Below are 23482 nucleotides of genomic sequence, written 5' to 3'. Positions count from 1 at the left end.
TCCAGCTATTTTGTTTCCCCGCCTTCGGTTTTCCTCCCTCTGAAACATGCCTCGCGTTCCTCACGTGCCTGCAAAAATATATTGCAACAATATAAATTCCCAGGGCTATGCATGGCACAATTGCCAGTTGCAGTCTTTACCTGCACGCTTACAGAAAATTACCAATTAGAGAGCCGCAAACGATTGTCTTGCAGGCCTGCTTTGGATAGTATCCGTGCAATAAAAAAGCCATACCCCAGAGGGAGAATTCATGCGTCGTATTTGGATCGTCACCGGTACTGTTGTTACAGTTGCCGCTGCTGCTGTTGCCTACCAGATGAGCAAGCACTGGAAGGATTACCACTATGTTGGTACCCGCCTCATGGTGGATATTTCCCAACCAGATGCCTTAATACGCACCACCAGTCTGTCGAAACTGCCGCGCGACTTGCTGCAAGTGCCTATAGCCAAAGATGTGCTGACTGAAGACCTGGCCTTCTATTATGAACAAAATGAAGACCGCCTCGGTTTGAATGGTGCCGTCAAACGTATTGCCTACGAGCATGAGCTTGATTGGCAAGACAAGCTGTATGCGAGCATTTTCAATGAACCGGCAGAAGTGGCTTTCTGGCGCGATGGCAAAGGTGCCTTGCGCCACTATGCCGTCGTCATGCGCATGGGCTTGTTCAATAAAGCCTTGCAGGAAGCCGCCAAGGTAGCGATGAAAGATGGCCAGCTCAAACTGGCTGGCGAGATCAGCACCAGCAATGGCAAGGCCCAGATCATGGCACTGGAAGTCAATCCACGCCGTACCCTGCTGTTGATCAGCCAGGGCGACCGCGTCGTGGTCTTGTCTGACCCTGGCCTTTTGTTTGATGACAAAAACGGCGTCGTGACAGAAGCCCGCGCTGCGGTAGCCAATTGGCTGGAACATGATGGCGCGCTGTCGCTGCAATTTGATCTCGACAATATCGCCCCTGCACCAGCCCAGGCTGCTGGCACGGCAAAACATACGATGGCGATAGGTGCCCCGACGATGGCTCTGGGTTACGGCGCTTTTGTATCAGGCTTCAAGGGCATGCGCTTTGATTTTGGCGGCAACTGGTCAACCTCGGTCTGGCTGGATTCCAAAAAGACCTCATCGGCACAATTACTTGACCCAGCCTTGTGGACGGCGGCACCAGCCAATCCAAGCGCATGTATCACCGTGCCAATTGACTGGAGCATGGTCAATACTGTCTTGAAACAGGCTGATGCCAAACCAAAATTGCCAGAGCAGGCATTGGCACCATTGTCTGGCCCAGGCCTGGCTTGCTGGTACCGCGAATCGAATTTGTATTCTCCGGTGTTTATCACCAAGCTGCCACTGAACACTGCCAACCGCGACGCCACCTTGCAAGGCATGGCGACCTGGGCGATTGCCAGTGGTGAACAGGCTGCACCAGGCAAGGGCACGACCAAAGCCAAGCCTGATCAGAAACTATGGCGCAATACCAAGAGCATGGCTACGCTGGCAGCCAGCGGCGACTTTGTGGTGTTCTCACCTGATGGTGGCCTGGTAGAAAAAGTGGTGGATACCATCGCCCGCAGTAACCCCAGCGTGGCTGACCAGACATCTGGCGCACAAAGCACTCTGGGGCTGATCACACCGCGCCCCTTGTCAGAAATGGCACAACGTGAAATCTACGCGGCCCTGGCAAAACCTGAAGATGCCAGCTTCCTGGAAGCTGCAAAAACCCATCTGCCTGCCCGCATCAAAGCCCTGGCAACTTACCCGCCCATCCGTCTGGAACTGAGCAAGGCACAGGCCAGTGGCAAAGCCTGGCAAAAAGTTGAATGGATCAGCAAGGAGAAATCCAATTGAAACGCCGGCATGTACTAACTGGCATGCTCGCCACCAGCACCATGCTGGGCTGGCACAGGCTGGCGCTGGCCAATAAGCTCACGGCGCCGGCTGTACCACTGCCTGCCGCAAATACTGCCAAAGCTGGAACAACTACCGCGCCTGTCATCTCGGCATCAACCGCTGCACAAACATTAACACCCGCCCAGTCGCGCAGTTGCCGCGCCTGGATGACACGCATTATCGCTGCCCAGTTGACTGCTGGCCCGACACCACGCTGGCAACAGCGTGACTGCGTCGGCTTGGTGCGTTTTGCGGTGGCTGAATCTTTACGTGAGCATGATGAAAAATGGAAGCGGGCAAATGGCATGCTTGGTACTGCCCTGCCGCCAGAAATAGTTCTCGATCAAGGAACGCAATCAGTACGCCATCAATGGCGGCTGGCTGACGGTAGTACCTCTGCCTATGTCAGCGCCATAGAAATGGTGCAGGAAAATGCCAAGTTCCGTGGCAAGGACTGCAATCTGGCATCCCCCGGTGATCTGCTGTTCTATGACCAGGGCGACGCCCAACATCTGATGGTGTGGATGAATTCTTACATCGCCTATCACACTGGCACGGTCACACCAACTGACAATGGTCTGCGCGCCGTCAAGCTGCGTGACCTGCAAGCCTGGCGCGACACGCGCTGGCACCCTACCCAAGATAATCCCAATTTTGCTGGCGTGTATCGCCTCAATTTCTTGTCCGCCTGAAAGCGCCCAATGAAAGCTACATTCAAACAATCCCGTTATTTCACTCTGTTGACTGCGCTGTGCGCGATGCTGCTATTCATGCCTGCCCTGGCACAAGATGGCGGTGGCGGCTCGTCTTTCTTCCTGCTCAGTGATGCAGCCTATGGTTCTGGCGATACCGCCATGGTGAGGCTGGAAGCCCAGGACATGGGGCAGATTTCTGAGCTAGGTGGTGTCGATGTCTATGTATACAAGGTCAAAGACCCGCTGGAATTTTTAAAAGCACAAAAGAATTTGCACCGCATTGATGCCCAGGGTAACTACAAGGGCAAAGGCGTGTCGGATGCGCTGGCACGTACCTGGGATAGCTGGTGGGATGCATCTCGACGCATGTGGCGCAAGCTGTTTTCATCCGATGCCAGAAAAGCAGTGACCACCCAGGCACCAGAAACACGCCTGCACCCGCTGGTCAAAGCAGCAACACCACAACAGATGAACCCGCTGTACCAGCCACTGAAGGCGCATACCCTGGTTGATAGCTTCCGCTACCCTGTACATGTCGCCCAACCCATACAACCACCAAAAGGCGTCAAGCTGGATGGCAGCAGCAGTGAATTCATCATGTCGCCCAAAGGCAATGTGCTCATACCCCTGGGTAAAAGAGAGCCTGGCCTGTATCTGGTCGAAGCCATGGTCGGCAGTTATCGCGCCGTGACCCTGGTGTTTGTCTCTGACTCTATCGCAGTGACCAAGGTATCGAGCAAACAAATGCTAGTCTGGGTGGCTGACCGCCGCACCAGCCAGGCTGTGGCAGATGCAAAAACAGTGTGGACAGATGGCGCAGGTATCCTGAGTACAGGCGCAACAGATGCCAGCGGCATCGTCAATTTTGAACGTGATGCCCCCGAGAAGACTTATGTGTATGGCGAAGACAGCAAAGGCGGCGTGTTCGTCGCAGAAAATTATTACTACGACAGTGAAATCTATAACACCAAGCTGTATGCGGTGACTGACCGTCCTCTGTACCGCCCTGGTGAAACTGTCTATGTGAAATTTTTGGGTCGTACTTTTGTGTCTGCCCGCGAATCCACAGCCATTACTGCAGGTGAGTTGAAGCTGCAGGTATTTGATGCAAATGGTTTCCCGGTTGCGGCACAGACCCTGCAAATGACACCGCAGTCTGGCGGTGATACGGTATTCCAGTTGCCAGACAATGCCGTCGCAGGTGGCTATGAATTGCGTTTCAGCTACAAGGGCAATAGCTATGGCGCTGCCTTCCGCGTCGCTGAATACCAAAAGCCGCATTTTGAAATCAATGTCATGCCCGGCAAAAAGGATTACAAAACCAATGAAGAAATCAAGGGCAAGCTGCAACTGGTTTATCCCGATGGCAAACCTGTCATCAATGCCAAGGCAGACCTGACAGTACGCGCCCAGCGCCTGACTATTGTTGAAGGCGACCTTGGTTATGCAGGCCAGTTCCCGATACAAATGAGCACAACGACATTTACGACTGATAGCAGCGGTTTTGTTGAATTCAAACTGCCTGCAGCAACTGAACCCAGCCGCTATATTTTGTCGGTGCTGGCAACTGATGGCGCCGCTTACCGCGTACGCTCTACCAAGGAGATACTGGTGGAACGTAGCGCTGGCACCTATAGCCTGAAGGCAGACCGCGCCTTCTCTGCCGTTGGCGAAAACATGAATTTTGCGCTGACTGCTCTGCCTGTACCAGGCAATACTGTCAGCACAGTCAGTGCCCCGGCAACATGGGATTGGGTCAGGCTGGAAAACCAGAAAAAATCAAACGGCAAGCTCGCCAACGCCAGCAAGTTGACACTGGCTTTTGCTGAACCTGGCACCTATACCCTGTCTGTACGTGATGCAGCAGGCAATATCCTCGGTGCGACTTCCCATTACGTCAGTGGTGTGGGAGTCAGTGCACCTCAGGGTTCGATAGAAATGGTGTTTGACAAGACCAGCTACAAGCCAGGTGAAACTGCCAGTGCACTGATCACCTTCCCGCAGCAAGTTGATCAGGCGCTGTTCACGCTGGAGCGAGACAAGGTAGAAAAAACTGCTCTCATGAGCAATGCCAGTGGCTGGCTCAGCGCCAAGCGTCTGTCGCCGATGCAATGGAAGGTAGAACTCCCTGTGCAGGATACTTATGGCCCCAACATCACGCTGTCTGTGGTGTATGTCAAAGGCGCTGATTATGTGTTCCAGAACCTGGGTTTGAAAGTTGAGCAGCCACGCATCAATGTCGCCGTTAAAGCTGACAAGGCCGTCTATGCGCCTGGTGATAAAGTCACACTGGACATGACCGCCATGGTCGATGGCAAGCCAGCCGCAGGCAGCCAACTCACTGTAGGTGTTGTTGATGAAATGATTTATGTGCTGCAACCTGAAATTGCACCAGACATTTCTGACTTCTTCTATCACCCGCGTCGTAATAATGTGCGCACTTCTGCCAGCCTGAGTTTTATCGCGTATGACCTGGCCGTGCCACCGTCCAAGCTGGCCTTGCCAACCAACGGGCAAACCCATGAGCGCGCCATCAAGGTATTGGAAAGACCACGCCGTGAAGACAAGGATACCGCCCTTTGGCAACCAAGCGTCACCACGGATGCTGCTGGCCGTGCCCGCTTGACTTTCACCATGCCCGATTCGCTGACACGCTGGCGCATTACCGTGCGTGCAACAGAAGCTGGTGGCAATGTAGGTCAGAACATCGCTTATGTACGTTCAGACAAAGACTTTTATGTGAAATGGACCAGTCCGAACTGGATGCGGGTGCAGGATACTCCTAATGCCAGCGTTGCCATCTTTAATCAGGGCAACCAGGATGCCAGTGCCAGCCTGAACATCACCGGTTCCGGTGTCAATAAACAAGAAAGCCTGAAACTGAAACCTGGTGCGAATTTTATCTCCGTGCCTTTGAAAGCCAACGGCCTGGACAACAAGATAGACCTGTCACTGGCGGTAGGCGGCAAGACTGTTGATGCGCTGAATGTGCCCTTGAAAGTTATTCCTGTGCATTGGCTGAGCCAGCGCTCGGTCAGTGTGCCTGTGACTGGCAAGGAAACAGTCTTGAAACTGCCGGCAGATGCGAGCAACCTGCAACTGCAATTTGCTGACAGTGCCAGCACACAGTTCCGCCGTTTGATGGATGATTTGATCGACTATCCATATGGTTGCGTCGAGCAGACTTCCAGCCGCCTCATCCCTTACAGCCTGGCCTTGCAATCAACTTTGCCTAGTGAAGAAAGACTGACTGCACAATTGACGCAAAGGCTGTATAGCTACCGCTTCCGCCTCGCACAAATGGCCGGGCCAAACGCGACTTTTGGCTGGTGGAGTGTGCCAGAAAAAGATGGTGATGCCCTGCTGACCACCTATGCCTACTATGCTGACTGGCATGCCAGCCGCGCCTTGAAACTGTCACTGCCAGAAGGCCATTTTGATAAGCTGAATGATGTCTACCGCAAGGATGGCGTCAAGCAATCACATTGGCAACGCGCCCTGATGCTGTACTGGATGCAGGACATGGGCTTGCCGGTAAAATCCATGGCAGAAGCCCTGAGTGAAGAACTCGGTGCCAAAGGCGCGTTTGCCAAACCTGTCGTCATCACCCCTCGTTCAGGCATGAACAGCATGATCTTTGCCAACAAGGATGATGATGTACAACATGCCATGAGCACCTTGCTGGCGGCCTATGTAGTCCAGCAAAGCAAAGGTAATCTGACAGGTATTACCGTCACGACCTTGCCGGAAGCAGCAGCCCGCGTACACCAGGCTGACCTGCCATTGGGTGAAGCCTTGCTGATACTGACAGGCAAACGCCCTGCCAGTGATGCGGCTGCCGTGCTCGAACGTGTTAGGTCAGAATCGCCGACCATAGACCGCGCCCTGAGTCTGCTGTGGACTTACCGCGCTCTCGGTGGCAAGTCTGGCAGCAATGATCCTCTGTTGCGCAATAATATGGCCAAGGTAGAGCTGGAAGCTGGCTGGTTGCCACGTGAAACCATCACAGGTCAAAGCGTGTATCGCTGGAATAGCACAGCCGCGATGCCAACCCCGTCTGTGATCAAAATGGTTTCCAACCCAAGCGCAGGCATGATTGCCATTGCCCAGTTCGACAGCCGTGAACCAGAAAAATCCAGCTTGCCAGTAAAAGTGGAACGCCGTATTTATCGTCTGGTACCAGAAGCATTGCCAACACCAAACAGTGCCAGCAAACCTGCCGTCAATCCAACAACTGGTGCGCCTGTGCAGCCAGTCGCTGGCAAAGCAGGCTTCAAGCTGGAATTGCTGGGCGATGGTGCAGCACTGAAGACAGATGAAGTCTATCTGGATGAAGTGGTACTCACCCGCACATCCGGCCCTGAGCTGAACTTTGGCATAGTTGAAGTACCTCTGCCACCAGGTACCTCGGCTGACCGCTCCACCTGGGGTATCAGCCTGCGTTACCCAGGCGGCAAAGATATGGAAGCGATGGAACGTGCACGTTACGAGCAAACGCCACGCGGCTATGCCGTGCCGGTAGATGCACTGGATGGCCAGGTCGTGATACGTCATCTGGTGCGCGCAGCGCAAACCGGCAAGTTCGCCCTTCCACCAGCACGCTACTACCGCATGTACCAGCCAGACCAGAAAGCCTTTGAGGACAAGCCACGTGCGTTTATGGAAATCCGCTGATCCTGCCCACAAAGCGATCAGCACCATCATGCTTGCCAGCGCGACCATAGTCACGCTGGCTGCATCTGCGCAAGTTGCTCATGCCGCAGATGCAGCCGGTACAGCAACGGTAGCCTGGCTGCGTGATGGCCAAGTGGAAGTGCGCACATTGAATTCTCAAGACAATAAAATCACAGCTCAAAAGATACCCCTAGGTAGCTTGTGGAAGTTGTTTGTCTACGCCTACCTGCAAGACAATCATGTGCAGGAAGCCGCTTACACCTGCACAGCAAAAAAAGAGCTACGCGAAAAACAGGAAAAAAACGAAGACCTGTATTGCTGCGAACCCGGTGAACAGGTAGAACGCGACTCTGCCCTGGCACGCTCCTGCGCACCCTATTTCTCATCAGCGCGCCTGGGTGTCAATGACAAGGCTTGGAAAAGCTACTGGCAAACCCGCAGTGACGCCAACTGGCTGCAACGCACGGCGCAATTGCAGCCCGACACCCAGATCAGCGTAAAAGAATTACTGGAAACCCTGAACAAGTTCTCGCCACAAGCTCGCGCTGCCGCACGCACAGCCTTGCTGGAAACAGCGGTACAGGGCTATGGCCGTGAAGCCTGGACGCAACTGGGCACAGGCATACGTTACAAAACCTATTCCTGGCATTTGCCTGACAACAGCGCCTTTGGTGGCGCAGCAGGCTGGCTGGCAGATAGCACGCCGTTCTGGTTTGGTGCCCGTGGTTCCAGCCGCTCTACCCTCACTACCTGGGCCAGTACACTGGCAACTACCCTGCCTCCACCACGCTGGGTGGGCATCAATAATATTGACAATGTCGGTGATGAGGCACATTGCGTGGATGTAGATTTTTTTGCGCGCTATCCATTGCGCGAAGTATTGTCCATATCTGCAAACGCTCCTGCGCGTGCGGGAACGCTGTCCGGCAAATACAGGCTTCAATTCGCCAACGGCAATAGCCTGGACATCAACAGCAATGGCAGCCTGACGCTGCAACGCAACCCAGGCGTAGCTCCACAAATCACTGGGCGCGTTAGCATCAATGATTATGTCGCCCGTGTCATAGACCGCGAGGGTAACGCCAGCAATATTCAGGCCGCCCGCAGCCTCGCGATTGCGGCGCGCAGCTATCTGGTACAAAACGCTGCTCTTGATCATGGCTGCTGGCGCATTGCCGACAGCACTACCCGTCAGCGAGTCAGCGCCAATGCACCCACCGATGCTGCACTGGCTGCAGCTTGGTTCACAGATGATCTGATACTGCAAGGAGCCAACATTCGCTATCACAATGACAGCGCAGGCAACAACCGCATGTCATTGAAAGAAGCGACAAAGCAGGCAAACCAGGGCTGGAATTTTGAACGTATCCTGGCCACCAGCTATCCGCAAGCCAGCATCGCCAGCTTCAACGGCAAATCCGACTGCAAGCCATTAGCCGCAGCGCAAACCTGGTTAAGCAATGCCCGCAACAAATGGCAAAGCATATTGCGTCGTGAACCCGGTTTTGAGCATCCAGACACACCGCCTGCAATCTGCTCGCTGGCAAGCGGCAACCCCTACTCTGACCAGAAGCGCATGCGTATCTACGCCCGCGGCTGGCGCAGCCTGGACGAGCGCATCACCCTCGCCCATGAATATCTGCATCTCGCTTTACGATTTCATCCGAACGGTGCCAATGAAGACTATGTAGAAAAACTGGCACGCCGTCTCATAGAAGGAACAACATGATCAAGTTTTACCAAAAGCGACTCATCATATGCATCGGAGCCAGCCTGCTTGCCGGCTTTCAATTAAGTGCATCAGCAGACGCCACGATAGAACTGCCGCGCGGCGGATGGCGTAATAGCGGTGGCGAAGCCTCTGGCTTTAAACAGCCTGTGCACTACCCTGCGTCCTCGGTCAATACCGAAGGGCAAAGTGAAATGGCCTTGATCAAAGGCCGTATCAGCACCAGCAACAAGAAGAAACCAGGTAAGCTCATCGTCAACGGTGCCGCTATGCCTCTGGCTATTGGTGAAAGTGGCGAGTTCTCCCGTCCTTATTCTTTCAGTTCCGGCTCGAATAATGTAGAAGTGCGCAGTCCCGATGGCACTGAAGTCAAACGCGTACAGTTTTATGACACCAATACCAGCCGACCCAACCCACGCCTGCGGGTAGTCTTGTCCTGGGACAGTGACGGCACTGACCTGGACCTGCATGTAGTCTCGCCGGATGGTCAGCATGTGTTCTACGGCAATCGCGTGGTTGACAATGGCGGCGCACTCGATGTTGATGTCACCACCGGTTATGGCCCTGAGATTTACGCCAGTACCACACCGCCGAAAGGTACCTATCATGTGTATGTCAATTACTATGGCAGTGGCGGCGACGACAAAAAATTGACTATCGCCAGAGTTGCCATCATCAGCCAGGAAGGCACGCTGGCCGAGAAGCAGCAAAGCTTTCAGGTGCCTATGCGCAAACCGGGTGAGCTGACCCTGGTTAAATCCTTTACCTATCCGTAATAATCATGCAAACAATGATGAAACCTGCCCTGCTGGCATGCGCCCTGTTCGTCGCTGCCGCCAATTGTGTAGCTGAAGACCAGCCCACCATCAACAGCCCCCGTGGCGGCTGGAACTATGGCGGCCTGACTGATAAATCCAGCGATACACGCGCCTCCTATCCCTTGCCACCGATAGACCGTGGCACGCAAAAAAACCGCACCCTCATCGAAGGCCATATCCGCGATGCGGGCAAACAGCGCAAGCATACCCTGATCGTCAATGGTAACCCCATGGTGCTCAATTACGGCACAGATGGCCGCTTTGAACGTCACTATGCCTTTGGCAGCGGTTCCAACAATATAGAAATCAAGGGGCCAGACGGCAAGAGCCTGCAACGCGTGCAATATTACGAAGCCAATACCCAGCAACTGTCGCCACAGCTACGTATCATCTGCTCGTGGGATGCGCCTGAGGCAGAAGTTGATCTGCATATCATCACGCCCGATGGCCAGCACGCCTTCTTTGCAGCGCCGATACTGAATGGTGGCGGTGGCCTCGATGTAGATAGCGTCGATGGCCCGGGGCCAGAGATGTTCACGACGATCGCCCCCAAGCATGGCGCTTACCATGTGTTCGTCAACTATTGGGGCAACTATGGCGCAGGTGGCTATAACTTCGATGAAGGCCAGCGCAAGCAACCCATCATCACTACCCGTGTGACCCTGGTATTCTATGAAAATACTGCCAGAGAAAAACGCGAAAGCTTTGTCATCCCATTGCGCAAGATCGGGGATTTGAATCTGGTGAAATCGTTCATGTTTTAAGGGAAGTTTTAAAACATGACAGTAGCAAAAATCTTCTAAAGGGAGAACTGCATCATGCGGCAAAATGCATTAACCAGCTTCATGATGCTCCCTGTATTACTTGCCGCCAGCATCACTACACTGGCGCAACCCGTCATCATCAAACGGCTTGATGGCTCCAGCATTTCTTCGCAAACCATAGAAGACAAGCTCAGCAACATGATGGCCGTCTCTTGTGTTACCGGACTGAATATCGCCATCCTCAATGACAACAAGATTGTTTATACCAAGAGCTTTGGTTTCCGCGATAAAGAGAAATTACTGCCACTGACCACAGATACCGTCATGTACGGCGCATCCTTCACCAAGGCCGTGTTCGCCACACTAGTGGAGCAACTGGCGGCAGAAGGTGTGCTTGATCTGGACCTGCCGATACAACAATATCTGCCCAAGCCCTTGCCAGACTACGACAACTACCGCGATCTCGCAGATGATCCGCGTTATCTGACCATCACACTGCGCATGCTGCTGAACCACACTGCAGGCTTTGCCAATTTCCGCTGGCTCAATCCTGGCAAAAAACTGGAGATTAAATTTACTCCTGGCAGCAGATATGCCTATTCAGGCGAAGGCATCAATCTGGCGCAATTCGTCGTTGAAACCGTCACGCAAAAAAGTGTAGATACATTAATCCAGGAACGCATTTTCAATCCACTGGCCATGCATAACACCAGCATGCAATGGCAAGACCGTTTCAATGACAACCTGGCGGTCGGTCACGATGAAAAAGAAAAAACACTGGGCCATGTAAAAAGAAAAAAAGTGAATGCTGCAGGCTCCATGGATACGACTCTGAATGATTATGCACGCTTCATACAAGGCATCATGCAGGCAAGCATCATCAGCAAAGAAGCAAAAACCATCATGCTGGCACCGCAGATTGCCATCACCACACCCAGCCAGTTCCCCACCCTGTCGACTGCATCAACAGATGAGAATAAGCACATACAACTGGCTTATGGCCTGGGCTGGGGTATTTTTCAAACACCTTATGGCAAAGCCTATTTCAAGGAAGGCCATGATGACGGCTGGGAAAACCATTCCGTAGTATTCGACGAACAAAAAACTGGTGTAGTCATCATGAGCAACAGCGCCAACGGCGACCACATCTTCAAAGACCTGTTGGCCCTGCTGATACAGGACGTGTACACACCATGGAAATGGGAGGGATATTTACCTAAACGGTGTCAAAATATGGAAGTGAATGCATCAGAAATAGGGAGATAAAATAAAGTAAATTGACTAATTTTCGATATTTTCGAGGAGAGATATTTTAAATTATATAGAAACTATTCGACGAGGGTACTTCACGACATCTTCATCCCGCGTTCTTTCGAATGACGACCCAGTTCATCAAAAATACGTTTGCCAAGTGCGTACCATTCCAGTAGATGCTGAAATTTGCGCACCGTTGTTTCATCAGGAACAGACTCGTTGCCCAAGTCAATACAAAAATATGCATAGAGACTAATTCGGACACAGTGTCTTCAACGACTAAGTCAGACAAATTGAATCGTTGCTGCAAGAAGTAGATTCGAAGAGCAGGCTCTACACCTACTGATAACTGTCCGTTACCAGCCTTCGTGCAATGCGGTACAACTTGGTAGCATAACATTGACTTGGGCATAAAACTTGATTCACATCGGATAGAAATACTGCTCGCTCCGTCTTGGCGTAGCGTTTTAAAGCCTCATTGGGCAAATGCAGTCTTTTTCATGGCGTCGATGATTGACAATGGAACATGCTTCTATTAACGTTTCTCAATTAGGTTGAGTTTACTAGTTAAGTTACAGGAATGCCATATCTTATTTCCGATTCTTTCATGCGCCGATAGGCATCGCTGATATTCAACGTGCAGCAATGTTTTATATAGTTATGAAAACAATCTGATTTTTCAAATAATAGAAATTGAGGAATTTCTTGAGTAACATTGCAAACAACAAACCACAGTGTGGCGCAGAATACAATGGTATGCTTGCGATCCTCCCCAATGGTAAGCAGGTTTCTCCAAATACTCATTCTGGCGGCTTTCATGGCACGCGGAATTTCGCCCCGTCGCAGGTATTTATCACGGGAATACCCAAAAAAGGCACTGATCGTAGATTGAAAGAACATTGCGATGGCAACGATCAGAGCGCTTTCCGGGGAACTACCATACAAATACTTCACACTCCAGATGGGCCGGGTGCCGCATTGTTCGCTCAAGTTGGCGGCTGGGTGTATGAGATCGAAAAAGTTCCTACTTGGGATACAGTTCAACAGCTTCAAGGCAGAGTACCATCAGTGACAGGCTTTGGTAATTGTCCAACTGCGGGGGAACTTGAATTTGCAATTCCTGCTATAGTGGAACCATATCGTATAGTTCGAGCCGCAGAAATTGTAGCAGGGCGTGGTACTAGAGTTAAGGTGGGAAAATGGCATCCAAATCCGAACTTTTGAAATCTGCAGAGCAGGCCGTAGCGCTACGTTCTCGGTGGGAATCTGTAAAAGGTAGAAAAATTTACGCTGAGATATTACAAAGAATTCGCGCGAAGGATGATAGCTGGGTTGATTTACCAAAACAATTGGATACGCCTGAAGATTTACTTATGGCCGAGGATAGCGCCTCTGGTCAACTTGATGATCTTCGAGGTATCGTTCTTGATAATTGCGAGCTGCAAAATCTAGATTTAAGTTTCATAGATTTCAGTTTTAGTTTTTTAAGACGGGCGAATCTCAAAGGTGCGTGTTTACAGGGCTCAACTTTTAGCTTAGCTGATCTTTCTGGAAGTAATCTTAGCAACGCGGATATGTTGCAGATCAAATGCGAAATGACTCGATTCGATCACAGTGATTTAACAAGTGCCATATTAATGGCATCTCGTTGCAAAGACACATCTTTCCATGGCGCTAATCTCACACTGGCATTATTAGACAATTGTTGGTTCTTGAATTGCGACTTCAAAGCAGCGAATCTTACTGACGCAGAGATGCGAAAGGTACGTTTTGATGATTTAGTTATATCAAATGAGACCTCTGGGCTCAAGGAAATGCAATCAGTTATGCATACGGCAATTGCGCACTTTGACCCTCAAAAATTCAATCACGGGTCGTATTGGACTAAATTCAGACAAGTTGCTGCTGAACTAGTTCCAACTGCACAGGATCTGATCAAACTATTGGTGCCCCATGAAAATCCTGAACCGATTATTAGCGATGCACTTTTCAAGATGGCGGTGTCATGGGACCCGATAACTAGCGAAATGAGCAACCTGATAGTTAAACGGTGTGTAAGAGAGACTGTACTAGAATTGACGGGGCACCACGTGCCAATGCCTTCTGCATCTGAAAGGGATGACCAGATCAATTGGGGAGTTATAGTGCACTCAGCATCTGCGCCTTATGGTGTCATATGGCCCGAGGTTAGCGTTGTTGGTCGCATAAATAAGAGAGATCAGGAGATGTTTAAATGCTTCTATGCAAATGGTGCGACTCGAGCCAAAGTCGCAGAAGATTTTGGCGTCACAGAGAGTCATGTGAAATATCAGATTGAAAAAGTGCGCAAGATTATAGAACAGCAATATGCAGCCTATGGTGACAGTATTTCTAATATACATTGGCGTTAAGCGAGTGAATCTCGCTTCATAGATGAACAATCGGAAAAATCAGGCACGCAGCTAAAAAATGCTTGTTCATCTTGCGACTTACCTCTTGGGCATTTGAATAAAATAGAGGAACAAGATACACAGACCACATGTAGCTCACCCCTCTTATTCTTCTCGCGCCTACATCAGATCCATCAGTTTTCAAACGCCCCCAGGTCTGGTGCAGAGCCGTTGAAAGGCAGGCCAACGTTAGTGCCTTTGTTGATCAGGTCGCTACCAGAAACCAGGCGGAACTTGTTCAGTACAGGCAGACTGCCATCGGCATGACGTGGAGCATCCCAGCCAGTGGTGGATATGCTTTGGAAGTCAGCTGATGAAACCGTTACTGCGAGATTCCATGAGTTAAACTGATCATTGGCACCCGTCATATTTGATACCAGCGTCCCACCAAATGCGATGTTGTTACGCAGGTTACCGAGGTTCACCGCATTGCCATTTTCATCTATGCCCAGCATGTTGAAATCGCTGTTGTTACCGTAGCTGGTGTTGTTGTAGAAGTCATTCGCAATCGGGTGATGATTGGCGTAAAAACCTGCCGCCTTGTTATTGAAGGCAACCGAGTAACGTATCGTATGTTTGACGGCATTCGATACATACACGCCACCATAACCACCGAGTTTGAAACCATTGCCATTACCGGCAGTCACTGGTGTGGTAGTGCCTGGCAAATAGCCTTGCAACCAGGTCCAGGAATTTTCTATCAACACGGGTGAGTAAGCATTAATGAGATCAAAGCCATCATCTGAATTGGCCCAGGCACGGCAACCACGGAATACATTGCCAGGGTTGCCCGCCTTGATGTGGGCACCAAAACCATCCGCACTCTGGCCTGCGCCATTCGAGGTATAGGGGTCGTAGTTATGGTGGGAATCGCTATTGAGAACGAGGTTATTGCCACCATTCTGGATGAACAGGCCAGGCCCCATATTGTGATGGGTATTCAACTGTTCAAAGGTATTATTGCTGCCGTTGATCCATACTGCCCATGATTCATGGTTCAGGCGGTTGCCGGGTTGTTGTGGCGCACCTGTGACTTCCAGCCCTTTCAAATGCACCCAGTTGGCCACCACATTGAAGGCTTTGACGCGGCAATCGTCTTTCATTTGTGAAAAATCGAATACCGGTGTCTCACCAGGATAAGCCCAATAACGAATCGGGCTACCAGAACTACCACTCTTGTCGAGCGTAATCGCATTGACGATGTCAGTGCGAGTAGCACAGGTGTTGATGCCTGCCGTGTAGTTGTAGTTACCACCTCTGAAATACACGGTATCGCCAGCAACTGCAGCCGTCTGGGCGCGCGCTATGGATTTCCATGGTGCTGCTTTGGTTCCCGCCGCTGCGTCATTGCCAGTGGGTGAAACGTAGTAAGTGGCTGCGCTGCTTGCCGCTGCCATGCCATACATGAGCCCTGCCAATATAATTTTTTTCATTCCCTTATTCCCCTTGTCTCCATCGATAATAAACATCCACAGAAAAAAGGCGAAGTCAGGTGCTGGATGCTCACAAATACCACGCTTTTCAAATTGTGAATGCCACAATAGTGAGTTCTTTATGACTCTTCAATATCAGTTTCCTGCTCTGTGCATTATCGGGTGTATATAGGCGAATTTGTACGGAATTAGCCTCATTCTTCAATCATCTTGCTGATTCTTTTGATTTTTTTGTCTCTTGGATTTTGCGTTCCCCAATCAAATTTCTGATCAAATATCACAAGCTGGTGCTGACTCATATAAGGCAGAAATTGGATCTTTAACTACTTCATGCAGCTTAAAAATTCTTCTTTATGCAAAGTGTATTTGCGGCCGAATTTACCTGTCTTATGCGATTCTGAGTGCAGCTCCAGGCAGACCTCAAATTTGGATTTCACTGCATTCAGACAGGCAGCATCACTGACGCAGGCTGCCTCAGCCAGACCGCGTGATTCGTTAGCAAATTTGGTTTTTTGATCGCTTTTTAAGCCAGTAATAAATTGGGCCACAACGATCAAAATTATGATCGATACTAACCATCCCAGGATTTTTAGTAACCAGGATTTTTTCGGCGGGGCTTCAGCATCTGTAATCAATGCATGGTTGTCAGACATGGTTCAACTCTCTCATGGCAAATAGGATTCATTGAATCCGGCAAGAAAACCATGCGTGAATCTATCTGCATAATGCACTGGCTTAGCTGACCGGCTGTAGGCATTTTAATCAGCCGACAGCCGGGCGACAATGATGACTATGTCAGGTAAGGATGATCGCGGTTGACACTGCGTCAAGCAGAGGGCTAAGGGATCAGACTCTGGTCACTTTCTTGAAATCCCTGGGTCTGAAACCCATGAGCGCCAATGCAGCAAAATAGGTGCTGGCACAAGCCAACAGCACCAGCGCCAGGTAGGCAGCACGCAAGACAGGAGTATGGCGCATGGCTAACCAATCGAATTGCGCTGAAGTCCACAAAGCTACACCGGCCATCAAGACCAGTGCAGCACCAAGCTTAATGAGGAACAGCAGCCACCCCTTTTGCGGCTGGTAAATGCCACGTTTGCGCAAACCTGTATACAAGAAAATTGCATTCACGCAGGCTCCCAGGCCGACAGACAGGGCCAGACCAGCGTGCGCCAGATAAGGTACAAATACATAGTTCAAAGCCTGCGTCACCAACATGACAGCCACAGCAATTTTTACAGGTGTGCGTATATCCTGCTTACCGTAAAAACCCGGCGCCAGAATCTTGACGACGATGAGACCGAGCAAACCAATACCATAGGCAATCAGGGCATTGGATGTCATTTGCACGGCATGTCCATCGTATTTATTGTGATGATACAGGGTAGATGTCAGCGCATCTGGTATGGTTGCCAGACCGACTGCAGCAGGCAAGGCCAGCAGAAAAGTCAGGCGCAAGCCCCAGTCCAGCAAGGCGGAATATTCGACCGTGTCACCATCTGTATGCGCTTTGGAAAGACCCGGTAGCAAGATCGTGCCCAGGGCGACGCCCAGTAAAGCCGTTGGAAATTCCATCAACCTGTCTGCATTCGCCAGCCAGGTTACACTGCCCGGCGCAAGTTTGGATGCCAGGCTGGTATTGATGGCGATGCTGATCTGCGTTGCCGACACAGCCAGAATGGCGGGCACCATATTGCGCATGATGCGGCGTAAGCCCTCGTCCTGCCAGGCCGTACCTACACGCCAGCTAATCGTCGGCAGCATGCCTACCCTGATTAATGAGGGTACCTGCGCCACCAGTTGCAAAACGCCGCCAACAAAAACGGCAATAGCCAGCGCATAAATTGGTTTTTCAAGATAAGGTGCGAGGAACAAGGAACCGGCTATCGAAGACAGATTGTATAAAACCGGCGTAAAGGCAGGCACCTTGAATTCACGCCAGGTATTCAATATCCCGCCTGCCAGCGCAACCATGGACATAAAACCGATATACGGAAACATGATGCGGGTCATCACCACCGCCATGTCAAAAATCTGTGGCTTGTCTTTATAACCTTCGGCAAAAAAATAAAGCAAAATCGGCGCGCCAGCGATGCCCAGTATGCAAGTCAATACCAAGACCCATGTCATGACGGTAGAGACATGATCGATCAATTTCTTGGTAGCTTCATCACCCTTATTGTTTTTGTATTCAGCAAGGATGGGCACAAAGGCTTGCGAGAACGCGCCTTCGGCAAACATGCGCCGCAACAAATTGGGAATGCGGAAAGCGATATTGAATATATCGGTATAGGCGTCAGCCCCGAAACGGGTAGCAATCAATACGTCACGTACCAGCCCGGTAATCCGCGACAGCATGGTCATACCACTGATGGAGGCAAGGGTTCTTAATAGATTCATAGTGCGGCATTATAGCCTGAGGCTAAACGCTCATCATCAAGGCTAAACTTTTGTTAATATTCAGGCCAGAGCATCTGTTTGACTAATGTACCGGAGCACAATATGTCTTACCTTCATCGCCGTCTTGCTATTTTTACCACTTTCACCATTACCGCAAGCAGTTTACTAAGTCCAGTCAGCCATGCTGCACCTGCCAAAGCTATTCCTACGCTTGAAGAGGCAGCCAAAAACCTCAAAAATACTGGCTTTCAAGGCCTGGTATTTGCCGCGCGTGGCGACAAGGTCTTGCTAGAAAAAAGTTTTGGCAATGTCACTGATACCAAACAAACTTTTCGCTATGCGTCCATCACCAAGCAAATGACTGCCATCCTGGTCATGCAGGAAGTAGAAGCGGGCAAGCTGCAACTGGATCAAACATTGGGACATTACTGGCCCGACTACCCCAACGTACAGGCGCGCGGTGCCACTCTGCGCCAATTGCTGACGCATTATTCTGGCTTGTACAATGAGATGGTCAATCCCGCGGTCCACATGATGGATGCCAACAGCGGTGATGATATCCAGAAATTTGCCACTGGCCTGTGTGCAGGGCCATCCAATGCTACGCCAGGCAGCAAATTTGACTATAACAATTGCGATTACATCGTTCTGGGTGCCTTGCTGGAAAAGATCAGCAAGCAAAGCTTTTCAAGCCTGCTGCAACAACGCATCTTCAGCCCGGCTGGCATGCAAAACGTAGGCTATTACACTGCGGCCCAGCCAGACGTCAAAACCCATATCCATGGCACCCTCGGTGGCAAGCCTGAACCTGCGGTGAACTTTGCCAGTTATGGCCCTGCTGGGGGCAGCTTTGGCACTCTGCGGGATTTGTATGCATTTGACCTGGCATTCATGCGTGGTAAATATCTGTCTGCCAAAAACCGCGACGAGATGGTTAAACCGAATAATGTCGGTGGAGCGATAGGTGTCTGGTCTTATCCATTCAAAGCCAGTGACGATGGCGCTGCGGCCATGATAGTTGAGCGTCAGGGCTGGATAGCCGGTGTACGCATCTTGAATCTGGTGGATTTGCAAAACCAGAATATACTCATCATCGTCAGTACCAACGGTGATCTGGATTTGTCGCAAACCTGGGCCAACAAAGGCATTGCTGCCGACTTGTTGCGTTCGCTGATGAACACAACGAATGCGCGTTAAAACCAATGCGTATTAAATGAAAACGGAGTGCCAGATATCAAACTGGCACTCCGTACTTACCATGGATTACTTAAAATCCTGTAATCCCCAAATCCCATTATGGATTTCTTTTCGCAACTTCATTACCAACATAACCGCCACCAACTGCACCGGCGATAGTTGCCAGCGTGCGGCCATTGCCATTACCGATCTGGCTACCAACCAGGCCACCGATCACGGCACCCACACCTATACCAACCGGGCTATTCTTTGCCTGGGCAGGCTGTGTTTGATAATTTCTGACTGGCTGATGATGGCTGCTGCTCTGTGCAACCCTGGCTGGTGCAGGTGCAGGATAATTATTTTGCGCAGTATTTGCATACTGAGGATTAGCATACTGCGTGTTTGCATAATTAGCTGCAGGCTGATTACCGTTATTGGCAAGCGGCATGGCAGCATTGCCTGCAGGATTGATCGCATTGGCATTATTGCTCATGGCAGGCACAATCTCATTGCCTGATGATGCCGTGCTGTGGGAACTGGGCAATACGCCTGTCAGGGCAGCAGCACCCAAGAGGCTCACCAGTATAACTGAGCATGCGGCGCCTGCTACCAAGGGGTGTATGCGTTTGCTGGTATTGGCTAATTCCATGTTGTTCTCCTTCAATTTAACAGTGACTCATGCTCCAACAACGCATGAGGCTATTAAAAAGGAGACATGAATAATGTTACGCAGGTAAGCAAATGTAACTTAAGAATAAGCAATTTGGATTAGCAGCCGGTACTCTTGCGCTTGGCAACCAGCTTCAACAACTCACCTTTTGCTGCCTGCCCCGACAGATACAGCCGCAATTCTGTGACGTTATAGTGATTTGAGGTATCAATGATGAAATCCAGTTTTCCATCATGATCAAGATCACCTACCCAGATCATGCGGGCATTATTGTCTTCCTTGTTTTCGACATAGTCGAACAAGTATTGTTCTGCACCTGCATATTTAAGGTAAATTTTACCCTCACGATTTTGCAGGCTATATTCATTTCCTTGCAAATGCATGAGCCTTTCCTGCCCCAGGGATGGCAAGGTCGATAATTCGAATTCTTCGTCCATAGAGCCGCTGACCAGTTTCACTTCATCTGAAACACTGACTGCCCCGGCCTTCAAACCGGGATCAGACAACAACATCCTGACATTGGCTGTGTTTGCCGCAACCCTGACACCCTCGCCGCTAATGGAATCAGGTATTTTTCTGAAGCTGGGCTTGACAGTCACCAGCCGCCAGCCCTTGCCTGCCTGCTGCAAACCCAGCCAGGGGACGGTCTTGCCGACCTTGGCTTCGCTGGCGTGATAGTCCTGTAGTTCGAGAATTTCAGAAGCCTGGGTATGCCAAGCGCAGGTCATGCATAAAACTGTCAGGGCTAATTTTGCGATGGACATCAGGCTCTCCTGTTTATTTTCAAGTAAAACAATCCGTCATCAACATCTATTTTCTTGTGTACAGACCATCAAAAGCGATTGCCCATATACCTTTGACATCAGTAGATTCCCATAATTGGCGCACAGATCCATTTGCATTCGGTGTCCAGGTGATGCGGTGCAAAATTTTATGTCCCTCAGGAGCGAGGTTTTGTCCTTCCAGCACCATTTTACCGCCCTGCAAGCGCCCTTCAAGTAATAACAATGTACCGCTATTATCTACCCAGCTCTGGTGCCAGACTTTGCGCGGCGCATCATAGATATTTAAACTTTCGCCACTATAACCGCGCCCTGTGGTGTAGCGCTCGTGAATGACACAACCATCGTATTCACGCTGGATACTATTTGTTCCAGCCAGTTTGCCGTCCGGGGTATGCACCTGCCACTCCCCCAGCCAGAAGTCAAATTCGCGCATGGCAGGATTTGAGCAGGCCGAACTGGGAACATTCGCAGCGCTGGCAGCAGTAGTACCGGTCAATCCCAGTCCCAGAATGGTGGCAAGGCTGGCAGCCAGGCGCAACAGCAAGCGCTGTACGCTTAATAATGTACGCATGGTCTTCTCCATTTGCATTGCAAGGAATTTTTTCTAGTTTAATCCATGGCACAATAGCATGCATGAAAAATAAGCCCCAACTAGCCCTGCCCTACCGTATTCGTGCAGACTTACTGCAACAACTGGCTGCATTAAGCCATGCCGGCATCCCCGCACTGCAAGCTTTGCCCATGATCAAATTGCCCGCACCGTATCAAAGCCGGATGACGGCAACCCTGCATGCCGTCAAGCGTGGCAAAAACCTGGCAGATGCGGGCTTGCAAAGTAGTCTTTGGACCCCGCTGGAAGCAGGCTTGCTCAAAGCTGCACTGGCTGCCGGTGATCCAACCCCGACCTATCGCCACCTAGCCAGCTATTACGAAGAAAAAGCCCAGCAGATTGCCACGGTCAGATCAGGCATGACGCGACCCATCTTGATGGGCATAGCGGCTTTATTCATCCCGCCTTTGCCACAACTGGTTGCTGGTTCACTGAGCGTGGGTGCTTATCTCTGGCATGCTGTACGCAGCATCTTGCTCGCCGCAGGCCTGGTGGGGGGAGGTATCTATGCTTACAGGCGTTTCCAGATGCGTCCTGCAGATGCGCCTGCATCATGGCTGGATCAGGTGCTGCTGGCCTTGCCGGTTTTTGGGGGCATGCACAAGCGGCGCAATCTCTGCGATTTTTGGCAGAGCATGGCCTTGCTGCTGGAAGCTGGCCTGCCTATGTTTGATGCCCTGCCCCTGGGCTTGCAAGGAGCCAGTAATGTCTTGTTGAGACGTGAGTTAGCGCGTATTTTGCCACGCATGGAAAAAGGGGCAACTCTGGCAGAAGCGGTACGCGCTTTACCAGCAATTAACAACGACACATTATTGGGATTAATACAAACCGGAGAGGCCAGCGGTACCTTGCCTGAAATGCTGTCCCGTTATGCCAAGGGCGAAAATGCCAGCCTGATACTGCAACAAAGACAGGTGGCAGAATGGATACCCAGAATTGCGTATGCCTTGATAGCATCAGTGATTGCCTACGGCATTTTAAACAGCGGCGCATTTCTTCCGCAAGTACCCAAGGATCTTTAAGCAGAACGCATTTCAATTGCGGCCATGCCCGCACTTATTTGCCGCCAACGATGATGCGTTGCATATCGTTGGCAAACAAAATCGTTCCTGCATAATTTTTGCGTATTGCCGCTGTGCTCTCCATCTCATGGCCCAGGGTGCGTTTCATGCGGTGTGACAAAACCAGCTTGCCTGCTTTTGTCGCACCTGCGATGCGGCCAATTTCTGTCGGCATCATGTGCAGTAAGCGTGCCACTTCATCGGTATCGTTTTCGCGGGCGGCATTATGAGCAACCAGCACATCCGTGCCTTGCGCCAGTTGATCCAGCGCCTGATCAGTGTTGCTGGTGTCACCGCTGAAGGTGATACTACAGCCCTTGCTCTCTACACGCCATGCCAATGAAGGTACCGGGCCATGCAAGACGCTGACGGCACTGACCGTCAGACTCTCATCAATATCGTAACGCCTGATTTCTTTAGGCTTGACGCTCACCTCTTCAAGTTCCATTTTAAACTGACTGCTGACATCAGGGTCAGCATAATCTGCCAGATAGGCATAAGCGCCCGTGTCCCGGTTAAACAGGGCATGTGCGAATTCTTTGATACCTGGAAAAACCCCACGCTTGGGCGGGCCAAAAACACGCAGCTCTTTATCATAGCCAGCAAACGGCAAACCTTTGACCAGCGCAGGAAAATCCGCCGTATGATCAACATGAAAATGTGAGAAAAGCACCGCGTCCAGTTCAGCCGGATTGGCGCCGGACTTTTCATAATTCAAGGTTGCCCCACTGCCAAAATCAACAAGTATCCTGGCTTTTTGATCCACCCAGACCAGATAAGAAGTAGAGGCACGCTGATCACTAAGTTCAGGCCCGCCGGAACCCAGTACTTGTACTACCAGCTTACCTGGCTGACAAACAGCGAGAACACAGGAGCTGACAAGTAACAAACTTGTGCCAATCAAGGATTGAACAAGGCGAATGGGATGCGAAAGAAATGGCATGAAAGGCTCCGCAGCAACTTATAGGTGACATACAAATTGTGGCAGAAAGCTATCGCGGGCACCAGAGCAGATTTGCAGTAATGTATAACACAGGCAGGGAAGACAAGAAATCTGTCTCCCCTTATTTTCAACAATGCTTGAAATTACTCAAGC

Annotated in this window: 18 protein-coding genes; 10 read left to right on the top strand and 8 right to left on the bottom strand. The window is 50.9% G+C overall.

The annotated features are described in order from the left end of the window. The first annotated feature begins 250 nt into the window (after positions 1 to 250). The 7 genes from ACO0LI_RS10440 to ACO0LI_RS10410 are packed head-to-tail and all read left to right on the top strand — an operon-like array spanning position 251 to position 11831. The gene (locus tag ACO0LI_RS10440) at positions 251 to 1843 is read left to right on the top strand and encodes a DUF2138 family protein (protein WP_423032514.1); all 1593 of its coding nucleotides are present in this window, start codon (positions 251 to 253) and stop codon (positions 1841 to 1843) included. Continuing rightward, positions 1840 to 2577 carry a DUF1175 family protein gene (locus tag ACO0LI_RS10435; RefSeq protein ID WP_423032513.1) on the top strand — a complete coding sequence of 246 codons (738 nt, stop codon included), beginning with the start codon at positions 1840 to 1842 and terminating at the stop codon, positions 2575 to 2577. The genes ACO0LI_RS10440 and ACO0LI_RS10435 overlap by 4 nt, the downstream gene beginning before the upstream one ends. A 9-nt stretch (positions 2578 to 2586) precedes the next feature. Further along, positions 2587 to 7254 carry an alpha-2-macroglobulin family protein gene (locus ACO0LI_RS10430; protein WP_423032512.1) on the top strand — a complete coding sequence of 1556 codons (4668 nt, stop codon included), beginning with the start codon at positions 2587 to 2589 and terminating at the stop codon, positions 7252 to 7254. After that, the gene (locus tag ACO0LI_RS10425) at positions 7232 to 8983 is read left to right on the top strand and encodes a DUF2300 domain-containing protein (RefSeq protein WP_423032511.1); all 1752 of its coding nucleotides are present in this window, start codon (positions 7232 to 7234) and stop codon (positions 8981 to 8983) included. Before ACO0LI_RS10430 ends, ACO0LI_RS10425 begins: the two co-directional genes overlap by 23 nt. After that, positions 8980 to 9759, top strand: coding sequence for a YfaP family protein (locus ACO0LI_RS10420; protein ID WP_423032510.1), 780 nt, complete (start codon positions 8980 to 8982; stop codon positions 9757 to 9759). Before ACO0LI_RS10425 ends, ACO0LI_RS10420 begins: the two co-directional genes overlap by 4 nt. 5 nt (positions 9760 to 9764) lie before the next feature. Further along, complete coding sequence (locus tag ACO0LI_RS10415; RefSeq protein WP_422951267.1) at positions 9765 to 10565, top strand: YfaP family protein; 801 nt, start codon at positions 9765 to 9767, stop codon at positions 10563 to 10565. Positions 10566 to 10619: 54 nt separating this feature from the next. After that, the gene (locus ACO0LI_RS10410; protein WP_423032509.1) at positions 10620 to 11831 is read left to right on the top strand and encodes a serine hydrolase domain-containing protein; all 1212 of its coding nucleotides are present in this window, start codon (positions 10620 to 10622) and stop codon (positions 11829 to 11831) included. Between the two features lie 555 nt (positions 11832 to 12386). On the opposite strand, the gene ACO0LI_RS10405 is transcribed toward ACO0LI_RS10410, so the two are convergent. Beyond that, on the bottom strand, positions 12387 to 12872 hold the full coding sequence (locus ACO0LI_RS10405; RefSeq protein ID WP_423032508.1) for a hypothetical protein: 486 nt from the start codon (positions 12870 to 12872) through the stop codon (positions 12387 to 12389). 146 nt (positions 12873 to 13018) lie between these two features. On the opposite strand from ACO0LI_RS10405, the gene ACO0LI_RS10400 reads away from it, so the two are divergent. Next, positions 13019 to 14209, top strand: coding sequence for a pentapeptide repeat-containing protein (locus ACO0LI_RS10400; RefSeq protein WP_423032507.1), 1191 nt, complete (start codon positions 13019 to 13021; stop codon positions 14207 to 14209). Between the two features lie 173 nt (positions 14210 to 14382). On the opposite strand, the gene ACO0LI_RS10395 is transcribed toward ACO0LI_RS10400, so the two are convergent. The 3 genes from ACO0LI_RS10395 to murJ form a co-directional block, all read right to left on the bottom strand. Further along, a complete protein-coding gene (locus tag ACO0LI_RS10395) occupies positions 14383 to 15681 on the bottom strand; it encodes a right-handed parallel beta-helix repeat-containing protein (RefSeq protein ID WP_423032506.1) in 1299 nt (432 codons plus the stop codon). A 323-nt stretch (positions 15682 to 16004) separates the two neighbouring features. After that, a complete protein-coding gene (locus tag ACO0LI_RS10390; RefSeq protein ID WP_423032505.1) occupies positions 16005 to 16334 on the bottom strand; it encodes a hypothetical protein in 330 nt (109 codons plus the stop codon). A 193-nt stretch (positions 16335 to 16527) separates the two neighbouring features. After that, entirely contained in the window at positions 16528 to 18081 is a 1554-nt protein-coding gene (gene murJ / locus ACO0LI_RS10385; protein ID WP_423032504.1) for a murein biosynthesis integral membrane protein MurJ, read from the bottom strand. A 102-nt stretch (positions 18082 to 18183) separates the two neighbouring features. Here murJ and ACO0LI_RS10380 point away from each other — a divergent pair, with 102 nt between their 5' ends. Beyond that, entirely contained in the window at positions 18184 to 19278 is a 1095-nt protein-coding gene (locus ACO0LI_RS10380; RefSeq protein ID WP_423032503.1) for a serine hydrolase domain-containing protein, read from the top strand. A 97-nt stretch (positions 19279 to 19375) separates the two neighbouring features. Here the strand turns inward: ACO0LI_RS10380 and ACO0LI_RS10375 are convergent, their stop codons facing one another. The 3 genes from ACO0LI_RS10375 to ACO0LI_RS10365 form a co-directional block, all read right to left on the bottom strand. Beyond that, positions 19376 to 19909, bottom strand: coding sequence for a glycine zipper 2TM domain-containing protein (locus ACO0LI_RS10375; protein ID WP_423032502.1), 534 nt, complete (start codon positions 19907 to 19909; stop codon positions 19376 to 19378). A gap of 119 nt (positions 19910 to 20028) precedes the next feature. Beyond that, the gene (locus tag ACO0LI_RS10370; RefSeq protein ID WP_423032501.1) at positions 20029 to 20694 is read right to left on the bottom strand and encodes a hypothetical protein; all 666 of its coding nucleotides are present in this window, start codon (positions 20692 to 20694) and stop codon (positions 20029 to 20031) included. 46 nt (positions 20695 to 20740) lie between these two features. Further along, a complete protein-coding gene (locus ACO0LI_RS10365; RefSeq protein ID WP_423032500.1) occupies positions 20741 to 21286 on the bottom strand; it encodes a hypothetical protein in 546 nt (181 codons plus the stop codon). 62 nt (positions 21287 to 21348) lie between these two features. Between ACO0LI_RS10365 and ACO0LI_RS10360 the strand changes: the two genes are divergently transcribed. Beyond that, positions 21349 to 22347: a type II secretion system F family protein gene (locus ACO0LI_RS10360; protein WP_423032499.1), complete on the top strand. Its 999-nt coding sequence runs from the start codon at positions 21349 to 21351 to the stop codon at positions 22345 to 22347. A 34-nt stretch (positions 22348 to 22381) separates the two neighbouring features. On the opposite strand, the gene ACO0LI_RS10355 is transcribed toward ACO0LI_RS10360, so the two are convergent. Continuing rightward, entirely contained in the window at positions 22382 to 23275 is an 894-nt protein-coding gene (locus ACO0LI_RS10355; protein WP_423032498.1) for an MBL fold metallo-hydrolase, read from the bottom strand. Positions 23276 to 23482: the final 207 nt, after the last annotated feature.

This window comes from Undibacterium sp. Tian12W (assembly GCF_049339405.1).
In the GTDB taxonomy this organism is placed as follows: Bacteria; Pseudomonadota; Gammaproteobacteria; order Burkholderiales; family Burkholderiaceae_D; genus Undibacterium.
This window is presented reverse-complemented; position numbering and strand designations above follow the sequence as displayed.

What these genes read in the sequence shown, in the direction of transcription:
- ACO0LI_RS10440 (WP_423032514.1), top strand. Translation starts at nt 251, where the DNA reads ATGCGTCGTATTTGGATCGTCACCGGTACTGTTGTTACAGTTGCCGCT.
- ACO0LI_RS10430 (WP_423032512.1), top strand. Translation starts at nt 2,587, where the DNA reads ATGAAAGCTACATTCAAACAATCCCGTTATTTCACTCTGTTGACTGCG.
- ACO0LI_RS10420 (WP_423032510.1), top strand. Translation starts at nt 8,980, where the DNA reads ATGATCAAGTTTTACCAAAAGCGACTCATCATATGCATCGGAGCCAGC.
- ACO0LI_RS10415 (WP_422951267.1), top strand. Translation starts at nt 9,765, where the DNA reads ATGCAAACAATGATGAAACCTGCCCTGCTGGCATGCGCCCTGTTCGTC.
- ACO0LI_RS10410 (WP_423032509.1), top strand. Translation starts at nt 10,620, where the DNA reads ATGCGGCAAAATGCATTAACCAGCTTCATGATGCTCCCTGTATTACTT.
- ACO0LI_RS10400 (WP_423032507.1), top strand. Translation starts at nt 13,019, where the DNA reads ATGGCATCCAAATCCGAACTTTTGAAATCTGCAGAGCAGGCCGTAGCG.
- ACO0LI_RS10395 (WP_423032506.1), bottom strand. Translation starts at nt 15,681, where the DNA reads ATGAAAAAAATTATATTGGCAGGGCTCATGTATGGCATGGCAGCGGCA.
- ACO0LI_RS10390 (WP_423032505.1), bottom strand. Translation starts at nt 16,334, where the DNA reads ATGTCTGACAACCATGCATTGATTACAGATGCTGAAGCCCCGCCGAAA.
- murJ (WP_423032504.1), bottom strand. Translation starts at nt 18,081, where the DNA reads ATGAATCTATTAAGAACCCTTGCCTCCATCAGTGGTATGACCATGCTG.
- ACO0LI_RS10380 (WP_423032503.1), top strand. Translation starts at nt 18,184, where the DNA reads ATGTCTTACCTTCATCGCCGTCTTGCTATTTTTACCACTTTCACCATT.
- ACO0LI_RS10375 (WP_423032502.1), bottom strand. Translation starts at nt 19,909, where the DNA reads ATGGAATTAGCCAATACCAGCAAACGCATACACCCCTTGGTAGCAGGC.
- ACO0LI_RS10370 (WP_423032501.1), bottom strand. Translation starts at nt 20,694, where the DNA reads ATGTCCATCGCAAAATTAGCCCTGACAGTTTTATGCATGACCTGCGCT.
- ACO0LI_RS10365 (WP_423032500.1), bottom strand. Translation starts at nt 21,286, where the DNA reads ATGCGTACATTATTAAGCGTACAGCGCTTGCTGTTGCGCCTGGCTGCC.
- ACO0LI_RS10360 (WP_423032499.1), top strand. Translation starts at nt 21,349, where the DNA reads ATGAAAAATAAGCCCCAACTAGCCCTGCCCTACCGTATTCGTGCAGAC.